Below are 18,086 nucleotides of genomic sequence, written 5' to 3'. Positions count from 1 at the left end.
TACTACGCGCGGTCGCTACCGCGTGCGGTGCGGGCCCGCACCAGTTTCCCACGCACCGGAACACTCAGCCACACGAGGGCGAAAAGCGCCGTCGTAACCAGCACGATAGCCGCGCCCGCCGGAATATCCGCCGCCCAGGAAAGCCACACCCCCACGAAAGCGCTGGCGCACCCGAGGAGCGGGGCGAGCAGCATCATCGTGCCCACCCGGTCGGTCAGCAGGCGGGCGGTGGCGGCCGGGGTGACGAGCAGCGCCAGCACCAGAATATTGCCGATGGACTGTACGGAAATGACCACCGCGAGCGCCACGGTGAGGTAGAGGCACACGTCCACAAGCAGGACGCGGGTGCCGGTGGCGCGCGCGAAATCGCGGTCCACGCTCACGGAGAGCAGCGCCGGGTGGAGCACGGCGAGGAAAAGAAGCACGGCCGCGGCCACGATGGCGGACGTGAGCACGTCGGAGCTATCCACGCCGGTGAGCGAACCGAAAAGGAAAGATTCGAGGGACCCGGTATAGCCGGGGATGCGCGCGATGAGCGCCACGCCGAAAGCGAAAGCCGCGGCCATAAAGATGCCGATGATCGAGTCTTCGCGCAGGTTGCGGTTTTGCGAGGCGAGCGCGATAAGAAGGGCGACGACGCCGCCCGCGACCGCTCCGCCCACCAGAATGGAACCCTGGAGCGCGAAAGCGATGACGATACCGGGGAAAACGGCGTGGGCGAGGGCATCTCCTAGGAAGGACATGCCGCGCAGGACCACGTGTACGCCCACCGCCCCGCACACGACCGCGGAGAGCATGGCAACGAGGAGCGCGCGCGGGAGGAAGCCGAGCACCGGATTGGATAAATCGGCTAGAAAATCGAAGAAACTCATGCTTTCACCATTCCGAGGACGCGCAGCAGCGGCGAGGAAGCCCGCACTTGGAAGGTTTCCATCCACAGGTCGGCGCGGAGGATATCGGCGGGCGGACCGGCCGCGATAATTGTGCGATTGAGGAGGGCCACCCGGGTGGAAATATCGACGGCCTGGGTGAGGTCGTGGGTGGACATAATAATTCCGGCCCCGCCGGCGCGCAGCGAGAGGAAAAGATCGGCCAGGGAATCCTGGGTGGGGTGGTCAAGTCCGGTAAAGGGCTCGTCCAGGAGGAGGATGGCCGGGTCGCGCACAAGGGCGCGCGCGATGAGGATGCGCTGTTGCTGCCCGCCGGAAAGCTGCCCGATGGGCCGACGCCGCATCTCGAATAAATCGACCCTATCGAGCGCGGCATAGACCTTTTCCCACGCGTTCCGCCCGAGGCGGGTGCGGGCGAGCAGCCCGCGGCGTTCGAGGCCGGTGGCCACCAGTTCTTCCACGCTCATGGGGTAACCCCATTGGGTTGCGCGCGACTGCGGCACGTAGCCGATGGCACGGTGTGGGCGGCCGGGCCGGACCCGCTCCCCGCGCACCTCAATCGTGCCCGCTGCCGGCGTGAGCAGCCCCATAATGCTGCGCATGAGGGTGGTTTTCCCGGCGCCGTTCGGGCCGATGAGGCCAACGAGTTCACCGGCTGCCACCTCGAGATTGACATCGCGGAGCACCCGCACTCCCCCGAGGACAACCGCCAGGTCACGGACCGTTAATGCCGGCACGATTCCTCCCCTTCCGCGCTATCGCGGGTCTGGGTACGGGCTGCGAGCGCGGCGGCCTGGTGGCGGCGGCGTGAAGCACGCGCCCCGATAAAGCCGGCGGCAATGAGAATCACAGCACCGGCGCAGCCGATAACAACCCAGCGCAGCGGGATCTCCGCTTCGCCGCCAGCGGGGTTCTGGGCACCGTTCGCGCCCGATTGCGCCGTACCGGATTGACCGCCGCCGGATTGCCCCGCCCGGGCGTTATCCGCGGCCGAGCCGGTGGCAGCTGCACCATCGCTGCCGCTGGGCCACTGGGCCGCGCGGGCGGCGTCGGCAGAAGTATTCGCCCCCACCGCGAAACGCAAGGTCACGGTTTTCTCCACCTGGGTACCGTCCGTGAGCTGGGCGGATACCGTCAGGCGCACCAGGTGTACGCCGGGCTGGGTGAAGACCCAATTGGCGTGGGTGTGGGTATTGAGGGAAACGTGGACCGGCTGCGAGGTGGCCACTTCGGAATTCCACAGCAGGGTGGGTCCGGAGAAGTTCCCCGAATCGACGAAGGCGGTGAACTGGCCTTCACCGGCGTGCCCGCCGTAGGTGAGGGCCACATCCCCGTTGACGCGGCTGACCACGCCGGGATCCTGAGTATTCCAGCCCAACCACACCACGTCAGCGAGCTGCTGCTGCGGGATCACGTAGGCGGGGCCGGAAGCATGAATAAAGGAGTAGGCGTCGGTGGCGGGCACCTCCATGCGGGCTGCATCCCCCACTCGGAAGACCACGTCATCCACGGAACGCCATACCGGCGCGGCACCCGAATCATCGCGCACCAGGAAATCCCAACCGGCATCCGTCAGGCGCGGGCCCATATCCACGTGACCGGAGCTGATCTCCACCGGGGTGCCGGCCGGGGCCAGCTGTTCATCCCCGCTCACCGTTTGGGTGAGGGCCGGGTCAACCGCGGTGCTGGAGCCAGGCGCGGTGGGTGCCGGGTCCGGATGGGCGAAGGCGCGCGCGGGCAGCGTCAGCACCAGGGCACAGCTGAGCGCAGCTACAACCAGCGCGGCGAGACTGCGTGCGCAAACAGAGCGGACGTTGGCAAATCGAGTCATGAGTTGTCCTTCGTGGTTTCGGTGGCAGGAAGCTGATCGGTAGCGGTTGCCAGGGGCAGACGCGGCACCTCGTAATCGGGAGGCCAGGCCGGCAGTGCGCCCGGGTCGAGGCAGTTTTTCAGGGCGCGGCCATTGGCAATCATCATGGCTTCGTAGGTGGTGGCAGCGCCGTCGAAAGAATCAGAATAGAGCTGGCAGACCGCCACGCCCGCCGCGCTTGCCACCGCCCGCAGCTCTCCGGCGTGCGACGCCGTGGTCGGTTCCCCGAAAACAGCGGGAACACGCAGGTCCATGAGCGTGTGGGTGAGATTGGCGAGCTGGCGCGCGGAGGGTTCCAGCGCCGGATTCGGGGTGACGAAACCAACCGTGTCCAGGCCGTAAGCGCGGGCCAGATAGCCGAAGCCATCGTGCGCGGTCACGAGCTTGCGCTGCCGCGCCGGGATCGAGGCGACGACGCCGCGCAGCCACTCATCCAGCCCCTGCAATCTGGCGATATAGGCTTGCGCATTCGCCGCGTACGTCGGGGCGCCGGCGGGATCCAGGGCGCTGAGCTCGGCGGCGATGGTTTCCACGTAAGCGACGGCATTGGAGGCATCCAGCCAAAGGTGCGGATCAACATCGCCGTGCACGTGTTCCCCCAGAACCGCCTGAGCCAATACCCAGCTGGTATCCCCGGCTCGCCCCAGGAAACGCCAGGCGGGCTCACCGGGAATATGGGTGGCTACGGTGTGCGGGACCGCGATGACCGCGCTATCCGGGGATACCTCGGTGGTGCGGGCCGATTCGATTTCCCCGCGCAGGGTAATGGCGCCGCTATCGGCCATGGTGATATCCACGTGGCCGGCGTCGATCACGCGGCTACGCCCGGTTGTGGCCGGGTCCACCCCGACCGCAAAGACCACTGTTCCTTCCCCGAGGCTGCGGCTCTGCCCGTTTTCCTGCACTTCGGCGCGCATGCGCAATTCGTAAATACCGGGGGCGGAAAAAGCCCAGGACATATGGGTATGGGCCTGGGCCGGAAGATCCACGTGCCCGAGTTCGTCACGCGAGGAATCGATATAGACCTTGGGCTGCCCGAACGTTCCGGTGGTGAAAGCGGCGAGGGTGCCCGGGCCGGTAACCGAGAGCGCGCGCAGCGAAACAATGGGAGCGGAGGTGGTGGAAGCGGACGGTGCGGCGTCGTTCCCCTCCTGCGACTGGGGCGCAACCGGTGCACCGGCCCGGAAACCGAGCCACACAGTGCTGAGCGCCGCATCCTCCACAAGTGCAATATGGCGCGCGCCGTATGCGACGGCCGCCTCACCCAAACCGACGTTCTTCACGCCGGGGCGCCTGGTAGCATCCATGGTGGCGAGCAGCGCTTGGTCTTCCAGCAGCAATTGGTTGGAGAAGACGATGTCCGCCCGGGCCAGTTCCCGCAATGACCGCAGTGACGGTTCAAAAGAATGCGGGTCCGCCCCGGGCGGCACAAGGGAGGTCACCTCACCCCGCTCGCCCAGAACGTTCTGGGCGAGGTCCGCGAGTATCGGAGTGGAGGCGACTACCCGTGGCGCATCGGAGTTCCGATCGCCAGTTTCGGCGCGGGTCCTCACTCCCGCGGCCGAAACACTACCCGCCAGCGCTTCCTGGCTCCCACCGGAAGGGATACCGGCGGGGCAGACCATCGCGAGGATGGACGCGACGGCGGGTAGCAGCTTCATCATGCTCGGACACACACCTCCGGATACGTGAATCCAGGCCGCCGGCTGGCGGCGCTGCGCTCGGCATGTGACCGGGCGCTTCACAGGCAGCGGCCGAGCCGCCCATAAGCCGTAACGATAACCGTTATCATTACCAGCTCAATGGTAGGGGGTGGGGCGAGCTTGGACAAGTCCCGGCCGCGAAGCCGTGACTGAGTTCATAGCCGGGCCGTGTTGGCGGGCACCCGGAGCTTCCATGGCCCTGAGCAGTATGGCTAGGGCGCCCGCGGGCTTCCCCACAGCGGGCCCGCAACCCCCGCCACACAGCGCGCCCGTGGTTAACAAGCAGCAGGGCCCCGGTATAACCGGAGCCCTGCTTGACTCTTAGCCCTCTAACTTAGCGCTAGAGAATGCGAATTACTTGCCCTGGTTGGCGACTTCCGCGATCTTCTTCTGCGCTTCGGGATCGAGGTAGGTACCACCCTTCTTGACGGGCTTGAGGGTTTCCTCATCAAGCTCGTACACCAGCGGAATGCCGGTGGGGATGTTCACGCCCACGATGTCATCATCGGAGATGTCATCAAGGTACTTGACGATGCCGCGCAGCGAGTTACCGTGCGCCGCGATCATGACCGTTTTGCCGGTCTTGATGGCGGGAACGATATCGGATTCCCAGTAGGGCAGCGCGCGCGCGAGCACATCCTTGAGGCATTCCGAGCGCGGGATCGGCTCACCGGCGTAGCGAGGATCCTGATCCTGCGACCATTCCGAACCGAGCTCAATGGCCGGCGGCGGAACATCATAGGAGCGGCGCCACTGCATGAACTGCTCTTCGCCGTATTCGTCGCGGATTTCCTTCTTGTTCTTGCCCTGCAGCGCGCCGTAGTGGCGTTCGTTCAGGTGCCAGGACCGCTGCACCGGGATCCAGTGGCGATCACATTCATCCAGGGCGATATTCGCCGTGGTGATCGCGCGCCGGAGCAGCGAGGTGAAGAGGAGGTCGGGGAGGATGTTGTTCTCCTTGAGGAGCTTGCCGCCGTGAGCGGCTTCCGCACGCCCCTTCTCCGAGAGCGGCACATCAACCCAACCGGTGAACAGGTTCTTTGCGTTCCAATCGCTCTCGCCGTGGCGGAGCAATACCAGTGTGTAGGTCATATCGTTATTCTTTCATGTCACGGCGCGGCTTACCACGCTCTTTGCCAGGAACTTAAAGGGGAACGACGGCGCCCGCGCCCGGCATCGCTGCCGGCCGCGCGCGGACCGGGCCACCAGCGGCTTGATAGCCGATTAGCAGCCCGGCGCGTTCGATTCCACCGAGCAGGATCCGGGACCCGAGGAGCTCGGATCGGAACTGGGGTTATCCGAAGGGGATGAGGAACATGAGGCCAGGGCTAGCGAGCACAGCAGCGCTCCCGCCACAGTCAGTAGTTTCTTCTTCACCTTACCCACTCTACCGATGGAAACCCGCCGGAGGCGAGCCTTGAGGCCCAGCGCGGCGGGCGCCGGACTGCGTGTCCCCGACGCCCGCCACCTGCCAGGCTGGCTTTGTCGGATTAGTTCGCCGCGCCCTCAGCTGCGCCGTCGTTCTTCTTCTCAGCCTTGGCGCCCTTCGCGGACGCCTTCGCGGAAGAGCCGCTCTCAAGCTGGGTATCAACGAGTTCTTCAACGGCGGGATCATCCTGATCGGCTTCGGCGTGCTCGAGGCTGGCCTTGGCCTTGTGATCGTAGATCTCTACCTGGGCGTTCGTGGCCGATTGCGAGGCAGAGGGCCGGCTGGACTCACCCTTGCGCACCTTCGCGGCCTTGCGACGGGCCGCCTCACCGGTGCCGAGGTCAGCGAGCACGTCCACACCGCGCGAGGCAGTGTAGCCGACTTCGCCTTCGAAGGCATCGATGATGAGGGTGCGCAGCTCGGAAACGAGCGGGGCCTTCGGGTTGGCCGGAGTGCACTGGTCCTCGAGGGCGCGGTCGGCCAGCCAGTCAAGCTTGGGCTCGAGAGCTTCCCAGGTCACCCCGTTCGCCTTGAGGCTCATCTCAATACCGAGATCCTCGGCGAGCTTGGTGACCTCGTCGATGAGGGACTGCACGCCCTCTTCGGTGGTCGAAGCCGGGAAGCCCATGTAGCTCGCGAATTCCGCGAGGTCTTCGTCGGCGCGGTAGTGCTCGTAGGCCGGGAAGATGGAGTGCTTGTACGGCTTGGTGGCGTTGTAGCGAATAACATGCGGCAGGAAGATCGCGTTGGTGCGACCGTGCGCAATATCGAATTCACCGCCAACCTTGTGCGACAGCGAGTGGACAATGCCCAGGAACGCATTGGCGAAGGCCATACCGGCCATAGCCGAAGCGTTGTGCACTTTTTCCTTGGCTTCCATATCGCCTTCCAGCACGGACTTGCGCAGGTTAGCGAAGATGAGCTGGGCGGCGCGGATGGACAGGCCGCGGGTGTAATCGCTGGCCATCGTGGAGACATAGGATTCGATGGCGTGCGTAAGCGCGTCCATACCCGAATCGGCCGCGGTGCGGGCGGGCACCGAGTCCACGTACTGCGCGTCCACAATCGCCACGTTCGGGGTAATCGCGTAATCGGCGAAGGGGTACTTGACGTGGGTTTCGGCGTCGGTAATAACCGCGAACGGCGTACATTCCGAACCGGTACCGGACGTGGTCGGGATGGCCACGAACTGCGCCTTGCGCCCCAGCTTCGGGAAGCGGTAGGTGCGCTTGCGGATATCCATGAACTTCTGCTTCATGCCGAAGTACGAGGATTCGGGGTGTTCGTAGAAGAGCCACATGGCCTTCGCGGCGTCCATGGGAGAACCGCCGCCCAGGGCGATAATGCAATCGGGCTGGAATTCTTCCATGAGTTTCGCCCCGCGGAACACCGTGGTCGAGGAGGGGTTGGGTTCCACGTCCTGGAAAATGTTCCAGGCGACGTCGTCCCGGCGGGCCTTGAGGTGATCGATAATAACATCCACGTAGCCGTTCATAACCATGCCCGGGTCGGTGACGATAAAGACACGCGAAATCGCGGGCATCTTCTGCAGGTACTGCGTGGAGTACCGCTCGAAGTACGTCTTCGGCGGAACCTTGAACCACTGCATATTGTTACGCCTTTCCGCGATTCGCTTGACATTAATGAGATCGGTAGCGCTGACGTTATGCGAAACGGAATTCCGCCCGTAAGAGCCACAGCCGAGCGTCATGGACGGGATGAGGCCGTTGTAGACGTCACCGATGCCACCCAGAGCGGAAGGAGCGTTAACGATAATGCGGCAGGCCTTCATGCGCAGGCCGTATTCGCGCGCCACGTCCTTATCTTCCGTGTGGATGACCGCGGTGTGGCCCAGACCGCCGAAGCGCAGCAGCTTTTCGGCCACGTCGAAGCCTTCGGCATCGCTTTCCACGGTGGTGTAGCCGAGCACCGGGCACAGCTTTTCGCGCGAGAAGGGTTCCTCGGGACCGAGACCCTCGAGCTCAACGAGGAGGATCTTCGTTCCGGTGGGAACGTCAATGCCGGCACCTTCCGCGATGCGGTCCGCGTTCATACCGACGACGTCGGCACTGATCGTGCCATCTTCCTTGACCATGAACTTGGCCAGGGCTTTCTTCTCTTCCGGCGTGACAATATGGCAACCCATGCGCTCAAATTCGGCCAGGAGCTCCTTGCGGATCGAGGCATCGATCACGAGGGACTGCTCGGAGGCGCAGATCATGCCGTTATCAAAAGTCTTCGAGAGGATGAGGTCGTTGACGGTGCGCTTGACCTTGGCGGTCTTGTGCACGTACACCGGGGCGTTACCCGGGCCCACGCCCAGGGCCGGCTTGCCGGTGGAGTAGGCGGAGGCCACCATGCCCGCACCCCCGGTGGCCAGGGCCAGGGAGATGGAATCGTGGTTGAGCAGGGTCTTCGTGGCTTCCAGGGAGGGAGTTTCGATCCACTGGATGCAGTGTTCGGGGGCGCCGGCGGCAATCGCGGCGTCCAGCATGACCTGCGCGGCGAGCGCCGAGGACTTTTGCGCGCTGGGGTGGAACGCAAAAATAATCGGGTTGCGGGTCATGATGGAGATAATGCACTTAAACATCGTGGTGGATGTCGGGTTGGTCACCGGCGTCACCCCGGCAATCACGCCCACGGGCTCAGCGATCTCGATAATGCCCTTCTGCTTATCCTGCCGGATAATGCCCACAGTGCGGTCATACTTGATGGAATTCCAAATATATTCCGTGGCGAAAAGATTCTTGACGCACTTATCTTCGTAGAGGCCGCGGCCTGTTTCCTCAATGGCGGCCTTGGCGAGCACCATGTGCTGATCAACCCCGGCAAGGGCCATCGCGTGCACAATCGCATTAATCTTTTCTTGATCGAAGGCATCGAATTCTTCGAGGGCGGATATTGCCTGCGATGCCAAGCGATCGATCATGTCACCAACGTTGGTGCGGTCACCAGTTTGCTGAGTGGTAGCCATAGTTCGCTTTCTCCCAATGGATCCGCGCCTGTGTCACCTTCGGCATATAGCGCGCCCCGCGCTGCGGGAGACCCGCGGTGCGGGAGCGACGCCGGCTCTTGACGAACCATGCGCGTTTCCGTACGAGCCGTGATGCCGGTTGCCGGCTCCATCGTCGCTCGCGCCTTTACTTTAGCGAATGAAAGATGCCTGCGTTGTAGCGCAGCTCGCACCGGGCGTGCCGCGAGACAAGCGGGAGCAGAGCCGGGACTTTCTGCCCGTTACCTGCGGTTTTACGCACGGAAAACACGCTGAAAAGCCCTGAAAATTCCTCAGAAAATCGCGGTTCGCGCGCGCGACCCAGCCCGAAAAGTAAAAGTCAGACAACTTCGCGGGACTCATGTCCCCTTCTTCGCCGTGCGCAAAGTTATTTTTTTCACGACGGCGCCAGCCTGGCAAAGGGCACTCAGGAAGGCGGCGTGGAGTTTCGGGGGCTCCCCCGCACCGCTGGCAGGAGACGTTGAGGCGAGCAGGGTGAAGTTTCGCTTTTCTCAAGAGCCACACCATTCCCAGAGAGGGCGGTATGTGTTTTCACACCTGTACTACGTATGTAATACGTGCGCAGTACAGCTCCCGCCCGAGGAAATTAAAGCTAGTGACGCCCGCGCACACGAGCGGAACGTGACACGCTCTGAGCTGATTCGAGAAGCCGTCTTAGCGTGACGATCTCTTTGCAGGGCTCAGCCAGGAAATACCTACAGCGCCGAGCCCGCTACTCCCGCGCGTTATTGGCCGGCTCGCTGACCCGGCGCAGCGCGGGTACGAGTGCCAGGACCGCGAGGAGGGAGAAGCCCAGCGCAGCCAGCAAGGCCAGCAGCAATACAGGCGAGAACGAGGCATCCAAGGTGGTCGAGCGCATCTCCATGAGCAGCCAGCCTGAGCCGAAACCGGCGGCCGTCGTCAGCGTGGCGATGACAGCCAGCGGGAGCACCGACTCCACCACGAGCATGGCGGCCAGCTGGCGCACCTGCATGCCGCTCAGGCGCAGGGTCAGCAAAGAGCGGCGTCGTTCTAATAACCCCGCGTACGTAGAAACCAGCAGCGATACAATCGCCACCGCAAACGTCAGCGCAATTCCGGCGTAGACGAGGTAGGTCATCGTTTCCACGGTCTTGTCCACCGCCACCGCGATACCCCTCCCACCGGCGAACACATAGATATCGCCCGGCTCGCCCAGCTGCGCATTCATGAGGATCGTGCGCACCGCTTCAATATCGCCCGGCTCGCGCAGGGACAGCAGCACCGCGTGGGCCTGCCCGGAAATATGCGCGCTGTACTCTTCTTGCACGGTTCCGGCCAATTGTGTGGCATCACGGGCTTCGACGACGGTGCCCGGCGCATCGGCCAAGTCCCAAAAATTCACGCCTACTACCCCACTGCCCTGGCACGTGAGTCCCACGTACCGCTCGGTGCCATCGCAGGGAAGCACCACCCAGGACCGTGCGAGATAGGGCACCGTAAGGGCTCGGGCGCCCGGGACATTCGCGGGAATCGCCCAGGACGCGGCTTCGGCCTGCTCCGGGCTGAGGTTCGCCAGCACCGCGGTAGTGGCCGGCATTTTCTCCGCCACCGTAGGAACCTGCGCACCCAGGAAATCCACCTCGGAAACCGTCGTAATAAAGAAGGTACCGGCGAAAAGCGCGAGGATCACCCCGGAAACCGAGCGGGCGATCCGCCCAGAATGCGCCCGCACGTATTTTTGGCCGATAATCATAGGAGCCCGCCGCGCCCACCGCGCGCTCAGGCCAGCCAGCGCGTAGATCAACCAGCGCGCTGCCACCACCAGGCCAAACATCATGATGACCACAGCCGCCAGGAAAAGAGTTTGTTCGGAGTTCGTGGCATTATCCGCTTCGCTGGTGACATACAGATAGCCGAAGATCGCGCAGGCCAGCGCGATACCGGCGAAACTGAGCGGAGAGGGGCGGGTGGGTGCGCGGCGGCGTCGTACCACCCCCAGGGGCGTGGCATCAATGCGCCGCAGCCCCCACAGATTCGCCCCCACCACCATCGCAATAATCGCGAGCGCGACGAAGGCGTACGCCAGCGGCGTGACCGCGAGGGACTCCGCCCAATAGCGCCCGCGCGCCAGCGGAATCTCCGCGAGCAGCGGCCGCGCCACCACGAAAAGCGCCGCGCCCAGCACATACCCGACCGCCGCTCCCACCAGCGCCTCGAGGATGAGAATCCCGCGCACCTGTGCCGTGGTGGCCCCCACCAGGCGCAACGTGGCGTAACGCTGTTCGCGCTGGGCACTGCCGAGCGCCGCCGAAATAGAAATAAGGAAAAGCACCGGGAAAAGCAGCACGACCAGGCCGATGAGGAGCAGGATGAAATTCGGGTCGCTGCCACTCGACCCGGCCGGCTCGAACGAGGCCACGCTGTGCGCAACACCCACCTCGCTCAGATCTGCACCCACCACGGCGAGGAGGTCGTCCGGACCGTTGGTGAATTCTTGCGGCAGCATGCCCCGATCAGTGGTTCCGAAGCGGCCGGCCACCGCGGGATTCGCGCTGGTTTCCAGCAGGGTGCGGGTTCCGCGCGACAGCAGATATTCGCCGCGCCCCGGCCAGGTGATACCGTGCAGCTGCGCCGGATCGCTCACCCCGGCCGCGTCCACATACAGAACCTCCACCTGCGCCCCACCGATCACCGCGAGGTCATCGATACCGGGGCGATACATTTTTATATGCGACGACGCCGCAGCTGCGGGCACATCCTCAACATACGGTGCATTATGCAGTGCCTCCTGCCAGGATTCGGCGGTGCGGTCGAAAGTCGCGTGGGTGAAAGCGGCGAAAGCGAGCAAGAGGACGGTTCCGAAAGCAACCGCGCCGGTAATAAGAGCGAGGCGTCCCTTGGTTTGGGCGAGGGATTGACGTACCACGATCCAGGCCACGTGCATGGTTAGGCCTCCAGGATTCCGTCGCGGACGATGACCTCGCGGTCCGCGTAGGCGGCGATGGTTGGTTCGTGGGTGACGAGGACGACGGTCATGGTGTGTTCGCGGGCCAGGTGCACCAGGCCGCTCATCACGTATTCGGAGTTGAGGGAATCGAGGGAGCCGGTGGGTTCGTCGGCAAAAAGGATGCTGGGCTGGGGGCACAGCGCCCGGGCGATGGCGATGCGCTGGGCTTCCCCACCGGACATTTCGCCAGGCAGTGCCTTCGCGTGGTCCGCTAAACCGACGCGCTCGAGCCAGTGATACGCCGTGGCGTAGGCGGTGCGCTTAGCGGTGCCGCCCAGCAGAAGCGGCACCGCGATATTATCCAGGGCGGTGAGCTCCGGGACGAGCTGGCTGAATTGGAAAACAAAACCGAAATCCTCGCGGCGCAAGCGAGTGCGTTCATCATCGGACAGCGCGGTGAGTTCACGCGGCTGGCTTGCGGCACCCGCCGGGAACGGGCCGAAGTAGGAGACCGTACCGCTATCGGGAAGTTCGATACCGGCCAGCGCGTGAAGCAGAGTTGATTTACCCGAACCGGAGGGCCCCATAATAGCCAGGATTTCCCCGCGCTGGATCTCCAGGCTCACGCCGCGCAGCGCGGCCGTTTTCCCGTAGCTTTTCCTGAGATCCCGGGCGGAAAGAATACTATCGCTCATAGCTCCTCCTTGAGCTGGTCGAGACGTGCGGAAGTCAGTTGGATCCAGCGCAGATCCGCCTCGATATGGAAAATGGCGCTATCGAGAAGAAGTTTTTCAGCCAGCGGGGCGCCCTGCTTGCGGGTGGTGAGCTCGCGCATACGCTGCTGGTGGGTGGCTCGCTGCGCCTTGAGATAGCGGGAGGCATCCCCGGTCACGAGGAGCGCGAGAATCGTTTTGAAATAGAGATCCTCTTGGAGCGCGAGCGCCGGAACCTCCGGGGTGGCCAGCCATTCGCGTAAGGAGCGCTCCCCGGTAGTGGTGAGTGCGTAGCGGGTGCGGCTCGGGCCGCCGGAGCTTTCATGGTCATCCACCTGCGTCACTTTGGCATCGCGGGCCAGCCGCGCGAGGGTGGCATATACCTGGCCGGCCAAAATCGGCTTATCCCCCGCGAAATAGCGGTCATAGAGCTTTTTTAACTCGTAGCCGTAGCTCGGTTCGCGGGTAAGCAAACCGAGGAATGCGTACTGAACTTCCATCCCACCACCAACTATTCACTCAGTAACTAGTTCAGCTAGTCACTGAGTGTATAGCTATGGATGCGGGAGGTGCAAGAGATGCGGGAAGCGTGGGAATTGCGGTGATAGCCAGGTGCCCGCGCGGGGCGGCAGGCGCGGCGTCGTCGTATTACCGCAGCTCAACGCGGCAGAAAGCCGCAAATGGACTTTCCTGACCCGGTTTGCGTCTCACGCAGTTTGCCGTTATCCTTTCAACCATGGCTAATAACACCGTCGCATTCGTATCCGCCTCCATGGCTATGGGTACCTACATGTGCATGTGTATGCCTATGTGCATGTCCTGCTAATTTCAGCTAGCACATTCTCATCGCCCGCAGCGGGCACAATTCCCCCTTATTTTTCGGATAGCAATATCCGTAATTTCGCGTACCCAAAATGGATTAACTATGCCTCAACCCTATTCTTTTGCCACCCGAGTTGTTAACGACTACTCCGCCTCGCGCCCCGATGATCAATACCGCGCTGTCATACCTCCTATTTATCTGGCATCCACATTCGAGCAACCCACCGACGGCTCCGCGGGGCCGTACGGGTATCAGCGCAGCTCCAACCCGACCCGCGGCTCTGTTGAATCCGCGGTTGCGTACGTGGAAAACGCTAAGCACGCACTGGCTTTTGCCACCGGGATGGCCGCCACCGCGACGGTCTTTTCCTCTCTGACAACAGGCGACCGCGTATTACTTACCTCGTCAGTTTACGGAGGCACTTTCCTACTGGTCGACGAATTTTTCACCCGCCGCGGGATAACCGCCGAGTTCGTAGACGACTTTAATGAGTTGACGGAGGTTCCCGCAGATACCGCGATGATATTCCTGGAATCGCCCACCAACCCCACCCTCCGGGTTACCGATATTTCTCATGTCGTATCTTTGGCTAAAAAAGTAAATGCCAAGGTCGTGGTTGATAACACCTTCTCAACCGCATACCTGCAACGGCCTTTGGAACTGGGCGCAGATGCCGTCGTTTACTCGGGCACGAAATATTTTGGCGGACATTCCGATGTCTTAGCCGGTTTTATACTGACCAATGACGACGAATGGTATTCCAGCCTGAAGATAGCCTCCAAGGCACTCGGTAATCCCCTCTCGCCTTTCGATTCTTATTCGATTCTGCGCGGGCTAAAGACGCTTGTTATCAGGCTCGAACGCCAGCAAGAAAATGCCACAATCCTCCGGAACTACCTCGAGAATCACCCGTCCGTGTCGCGGGTATTAGCACCCGGCTGGTATTCACCCAAAGAAAAGGAGATTCACACCCGCCAGTCGAAGGGCGACGGCGCACTTTTCGCCTTTGAACTTGCTGACGGCATCGACTTCCATACCTTCGCGAAGAATCTGAAGCTTATGCGCTTCGCGGTTTCTTTGGGCTCCGTGGAAACCCTGATCTGCCACCCGGCAACCATGATCCACGAAAATCTGAGCCCGGAAGAACGCGAAAAGGCGGGAATCTCTGACCGCCTGCTGCGCCTCTCTGTTGGCATCGAGGACGTCAACGATCTCAAAGCCGACCTAGAAAATGCCCTATCACATATCAACTAAGGGAACCGTCAAGTAACCGAACCATCAAATATCCGAACCATCAAGTACCCAAACCATCAATTAAGGGAACCGCAATGAAGAAAATATTTAAGGTGCTGGCTGCCGGCCTTGCCGCTGTGACCGTCTTGAGCGGTTGCGGAGCCAAGAAAGACTCGCTGGCCCAGATCGAAGAAACCGGAAAAATCAAAGTAGGCATCGAGGGCACGTTCGTGCCCTACGGCTACCATGACAAATCGGGCAAGCTGGTGGGCTTTGAAGTGGAGATCGCCCAGCTCATCGCCCAAGACCTCGGCGTTGAACCCGAATTCGTTGAGACTAAATGGGATTCCCTCATTGCCGGCCTCGACACGGGCAAATATGACATCGTCATCAATAACATCAACCCGACGGAGGAGCGCCGGAAGAAATATGATTTCACCGCTCCTTACGCTATTTCTCGTTCAGAGATCCTGGTTAAAAAGGGCTCCGGCATTACCAAGCTGGAAGATCTTAAAGGCAAGAAGTGCGCCCAGACTCCGTCTTCTGACTACGGCCAGACTGCCGCCGCCGCTGGCGCAGATATCGTGCCCAGCCAAGGTTTCTCTGAATCAACACAGCTAGTCATTAACGGCCAGGCAGACTGCACGGTTAACGACGTCGTGACGGTTTCTGACTTCCTGAAGAAAACCTCCGCGACCGATCTGGACGGCATCAAGGTGCCCGGCGCCGAACCGGTGCAGATTTCGGTCATGCTGGCCAAGGGTTCTGAACCACTCAAGGAGAAACTCAACGAATCTATTGCCAAGGGCCTGAGCAACGGCTCCTACGCAAAGATCTTTGAGAAGTACATCGGCGAAGATATTTCGCCTAACTAAAAGGTAAGTCATGAATACGATCACGCTATGGCTCGAGTCTTTTCCGCAACTCTTAGCGGCCACGTTAAAAGTTACGATTCCGCTTTCCCTGATTTCTTTCGCAATAGCGCTCGTTTTGGGCATTATTACTGCCCAGCTGAGGCTATCTAAGAGTCGGATAGCTCGGGCCACAGCGTGGTTGTATGTGTGGATTTTCCGCGGCACCCCGCTTCTCGTGCAGCTCTTCATCGTCTTTTTCGGGCTGCCCAAGGTCGGCATCACGCTTTCGGCCTGGCTAGCCGCTATCATCACCTTTTCGCTGAACACCGGCGCGTATATCTCCGAGGGAATCCGCGGAGCGCAACTCTCTATCCCCTCGGGCCAATGGGAGGCCGCCGCTACGTTGCGCCTTACGCATTGGCAGACGCTTCGCCACGTCATTGGCCCGCAGATCTGGCGGATCGCGCTGCCTTCCATCAGTAACGAATTCGTGAACCTGGTGAAGTCAACGTCCCTGGCCTCCGTCATCACCATTTCTGATGTGTTCCAGATCGGCCAGCAGATAACAGCGCGCGTCTATGAGCCCTTGATACTTTACGTTGAAGTCGCAGCTATTTACCTGGCCATCTGCACACTGCTGGCGTGGCTGCAGGCATATCTGGAAAAGAAAACCTCTAAGTACGTGGTGAAAAATGATTGAGATAAAAGACCTAACTAAAACCTTCGGCAGGGATACCCACGCCTTAGCGGGCGTAACCGCGGCCTTTTCACCCGGCAAAACAACTGTGATCGTGGGCCCCTCCGGTTCCGGTAAATCCACGCTGCTGCGCACGCTCAACCTGCTCGAAGTTCCCGATTCCGGGCACATCAAAGTTGAGGATTTTTCCCTGACCTTCCCAGCACAAGTAACGAAGGCGGACAAAGAAGAAATCCGTTCGCACTCAGCCATGGTATTCCAGGGCTTTCATCTATTCCCGCACCTGACCGTGCGCGACAACGTTGAACTTGCCCCACGGCTGCACGGAAAAGACCAGAAAGCCGCGCGCATCGACAGCGACTCATTGCTCGAGCGAGTTGGACTCAGCGCGAAAACGCACGCTTATCCCGCGGAGCTTTCTGGCGGCCAGGCCCAGCGGGCAGCAATCGCCAGGGCGCTAGCCATGCGTCCGAAATATCTTTTGTGCGACGAGCCAACCTCCGCGCTGGATCCGGAGCTCGCCGCTGAGGTTTCCAACGTTCTTTCCGAACTGGCCAGCCAGGGGCAGGGCCTCATCGTGGTGAGCCATGATATGAATTTCACGAGGCGCGTGGCAGACCAGGTGGTTTTCTTGGACGCGGGCCACATCCAGTACGAAGGCGCCCCGGAAGATTTCTTTACCTCGAAGAATGAGCGAATCGTGAAGTTCCTATCGGTGTACGACCCGGCAGAAAACTTGTAGAAACGCGCAAGGTGGGTTGCACAACCGGAGGGTTGCCGAACCGGAGAGTTGGGGTGATAGTCGGGCAGACCCGCCGGGTGGGAGGTGCGGCGTCGTCGTACTATCACAACACGCCCCGCGCCTTTCTACGCGTTATCCGCTTCCCATTCACCGAAAGTGCGGCCGTCATCAGCGAGCCATTCGCGCCGGCCATTCGAGGAGCGGCCCAGGATCACCGCGGCCGCGGTGGAGGGCGAACCGAAAGCGATATCGCGCGTGAGAACCGCGGCACCTTCGGAAATTTTTATGGAGCCATCATCGACGAGCTTTTTATGCAGCGCGGCGTAGGACGTGTAGGAACGCAAGGTCGATTCGGAGGCGCCACGCAGGTGCCATTCGGCGACGACGCGCGAACCTTTGAGAACGAAATACTCACCGTCAACCAGCTGCATCGTCGCATCGACACCTTTATTGGTTTGGCGCAGATGGAAAAGCGCGGAGGTGGACGCGGGCGTTTCCGGAGCGGGAGCCGCGGCGATTGTTGAGCGTGAGCGCAGCACATTCACGCCGAGAATCGGGAGAATAACCTTGACATTATCGAGGAAAGATTCCGCCGACGACTGCTGACCTTCTGAGAGTTTGCGCAGTCGCGGGACCTGCTTGTTATCGGGCATAGAGCAGCGTTCGGCGGCCTGAGCAATATCGACGAGGCGCGATTCCAGGTAACCCCAATGCCCTTCGTTGAAGGATTTTTGCATGCTGCCGATGATGACAACTCGGTTCCACTGCGGTTTGCGCTGGTCGTGGGTGCGTAGCCGCTCGCCAAAATTCTCGGTTTTGCCGATGTAACACCAGGTGTTATCAATGGCGTCCGGATCCGCGCCGAGGAGGAGGTAGACACCGTTACCGTGGGCGTCCTCGCGCCGCAGCAGCTCGGATAACTGGTCGCGGCGCGCAGAAACGACGACGCCCGTCCAGTCCGCGATGCTTGCCGTCATAATCCCGCCGGGCGTGCCATCCACCAAGAACAGCTCAATCGCTTTGCCCCGTGCCATATCACCAGCGCCTTCCCGTGGGTTCCCCGGTTCCGAATACCGTTCAAATTCTCGATAACGTTACTGATGCAAAATTATAGACGCGCTGGCGGGTGGCTAGCGGGTCGGATAGCTGGCTCCGGAAGTGAGCCACGGGAATCCGCACGCTCCCGCCTTCCCTCCCTTTCTCGCCCCGCG

General features: G+C 61.7%; 14 protein-coding genes. 4 read left to right on the top strand and 10 right to left on the bottom strand.

Annotated elements, in window-relative coordinates; genetic code table 11:
• Positions 1-2 precede the first annotated feature (2 nt).
• The 9 genes from ACTFPK_RS06135 to ACTFPK_RS06095 all read right to left on the bottom strand — a co-directional run bounded on the left by ACTFPK_RS06135 (position 3) and on the right by ACTFPK_RS06095 (position 13,026).
• Complete coding sequence (locus tag ACTFPK_RS06135) at positions 3-872, bottom strand: anchored repeat-type ABC transporter permease subunit (protein WP_016443349.1); 870 nt, start codon at positions 870-872, stop codon at positions 3-5.
• The gene (locus tag ACTFPK_RS06130; RefSeq protein WP_016443348.1) at positions 869-1,627 is read right to left on the bottom strand and encodes an anchored repeat-type ABC transporter ATP-binding subunit; all 759 of its coding nucleotides are present in this window, start codon (positions 1,625-1,627) and stop codon (positions 869-871) included. The genes ACTFPK_RS06135 and ACTFPK_RS06130 overlap by 4 nt, the downstream gene beginning before the upstream one ends.
• Positions 1,615-2,721, bottom strand: a complete 1,107-nt coding sequence (locus tag ACTFPK_RS06125; protein WP_016443347.1) for a choice-of-anchor M domain-containing protein — start codon at positions 2,719-2,721, stop codon at positions 1,615-1,617. Before ACTFPK_RS06125 ends, ACTFPK_RS06130 begins: the two co-directional genes overlap by 13 nt.
• Positions 2,718-4,424, bottom strand: coding sequence for an anchored repeat ABC transporter, substrate-binding protein (locus ACTFPK_RS06120; protein ID WP_274735329.1), 1,707 nt, complete (start codon positions 4,422-4,424; stop codon positions 2,718-2,720). The genes ACTFPK_RS06125 and ACTFPK_RS06120 overlap by 4 nt, the downstream gene beginning before the upstream one ends.
• A 393-nt stretch (positions 4,425-4,817) precedes the next feature.
• Positions 4,818-5,555 (bottom strand): phosphoglyceromutase, encoded by a 738-nt coding sequence (locus tag ACTFPK_RS06115; protein ID WP_016443345.1) that lies wholly within the window; start codon positions 5,553-5,555, stop codon positions 4,818-4,820.
• Positions 5,556-5,953: 398 nt separating this feature from the next.
• A complete protein-coding gene (gene adhE / locus ACTFPK_RS06110) occupies positions 5,954-8,866 on the bottom strand; it encodes a bifunctional acetaldehyde-CoA/alcohol dehydrogenase (protein ID WP_439911317.1) in 2,913 nt (970 codons plus the stop codon).
• A gap of 751 nt (positions 8,867-9,617) precedes the next feature.
• The gene (locus ACTFPK_RS06105; protein ID WP_274735327.1) at positions 9,618-11,810 is read right to left on the bottom strand and encodes an FtsX-like permease family protein; all 2,193 of its coding nucleotides are present in this window, start codon (positions 11,808-11,810) and stop codon (positions 9,618-9,620) included.
• Positions 11,811-11,812: 2 nt separating this feature from the next.
• Entirely contained in the window at positions 11,813-12,508 is a 696-nt protein-coding gene (locus ACTFPK_RS06100; protein WP_274778283.1) for an ABC transporter ATP-binding protein, read from the bottom strand.
• Complete coding sequence (locus ACTFPK_RS06095) at positions 12,505-13,026, bottom strand: PadR family transcriptional regulator (protein WP_274734353.1); 522 nt, start codon at positions 13,024-13,026, stop codon at positions 12,505-12,507. The genes ACTFPK_RS06100 and ACTFPK_RS06095 overlap by 4 nt, the downstream gene beginning before the upstream one ends.
• A 425-nt stretch (positions 13,027-13,451) precedes the next feature.
• Between ACTFPK_RS06095 and ACTFPK_RS06090 the strand changes: the two genes are divergently transcribed.
• From ACTFPK_RS06090 to ACTFPK_RS06075, 4 genes are all read left to right on the top strand, one after another.
• Positions 13,452-14,603 (top strand): trans-sulfuration enzyme family protein, encoded by a 1,152-nt coding sequence (locus ACTFPK_RS06090; RefSeq protein WP_274778282.1) that lies wholly within the window; start codon positions 13,452-13,454, stop codon positions 14,601-14,603.
• Between the two features lie 74 nt (positions 14,604-14,677).
• Positions 14,678-15,457, top strand: coding sequence for a transporter substrate-binding domain-containing protein (locus tag ACTFPK_RS06085; RefSeq protein WP_279058428.1), 780 nt, complete (start codon positions 14,678-14,680; stop codon positions 15,455-15,457).
• Positions 15,458-15,467: 10 nt separating this feature from the next.
• Positions 15,468-16,136: an amino acid ABC transporter permease gene (locus tag ACTFPK_RS06080; protein WP_274778280.1), complete on the top strand. Its 669-nt coding sequence runs from the start codon at positions 15,468-15,470 to the stop codon at positions 16,134-16,136.
• Positions 16,129-16,875 carry an amino acid ABC transporter ATP-binding protein gene (locus ACTFPK_RS06075; RefSeq protein ID WP_274778279.1) on the top strand — a complete coding sequence of 249 codons (747 nt, stop codon included), beginning with the start codon at positions 16,129-16,131 and terminating at the stop codon, positions 16,873-16,875. Before ACTFPK_RS06080 ends, ACTFPK_RS06075 begins: the two co-directional genes overlap by 8 nt.
• A 125-nt stretch (positions 16,876-17,000) precedes the next feature.
• Here ACTFPK_RS06075 and ACTFPK_RS06070 read toward each other — a convergent pair whose 3' ends face one another.
• Complete coding sequence (locus tag ACTFPK_RS06070; RefSeq protein ID WP_274778278.1) at positions 17,001-17,909, bottom strand: GIY-YIG nuclease family protein; 909 nt, start codon at positions 17,907-17,909, stop codon at positions 17,001-17,003.
• Positions 17,910-18,086 lie beyond the last annotated feature (177 nt).

The organism is Actinotignum sp. UMB0459, assembly GCF_051905915.1.
GTDB lineage: Bacteria > Actinomycetota > Actinomycetes > Actinomycetales > Actinomycetaceae > Actinotignum > Actinotignum sanguinis.
Note: the sequence above shows the minus strand (reverse complement) of the source record. Positions and strands in the feature narration are given on the sequence as shown.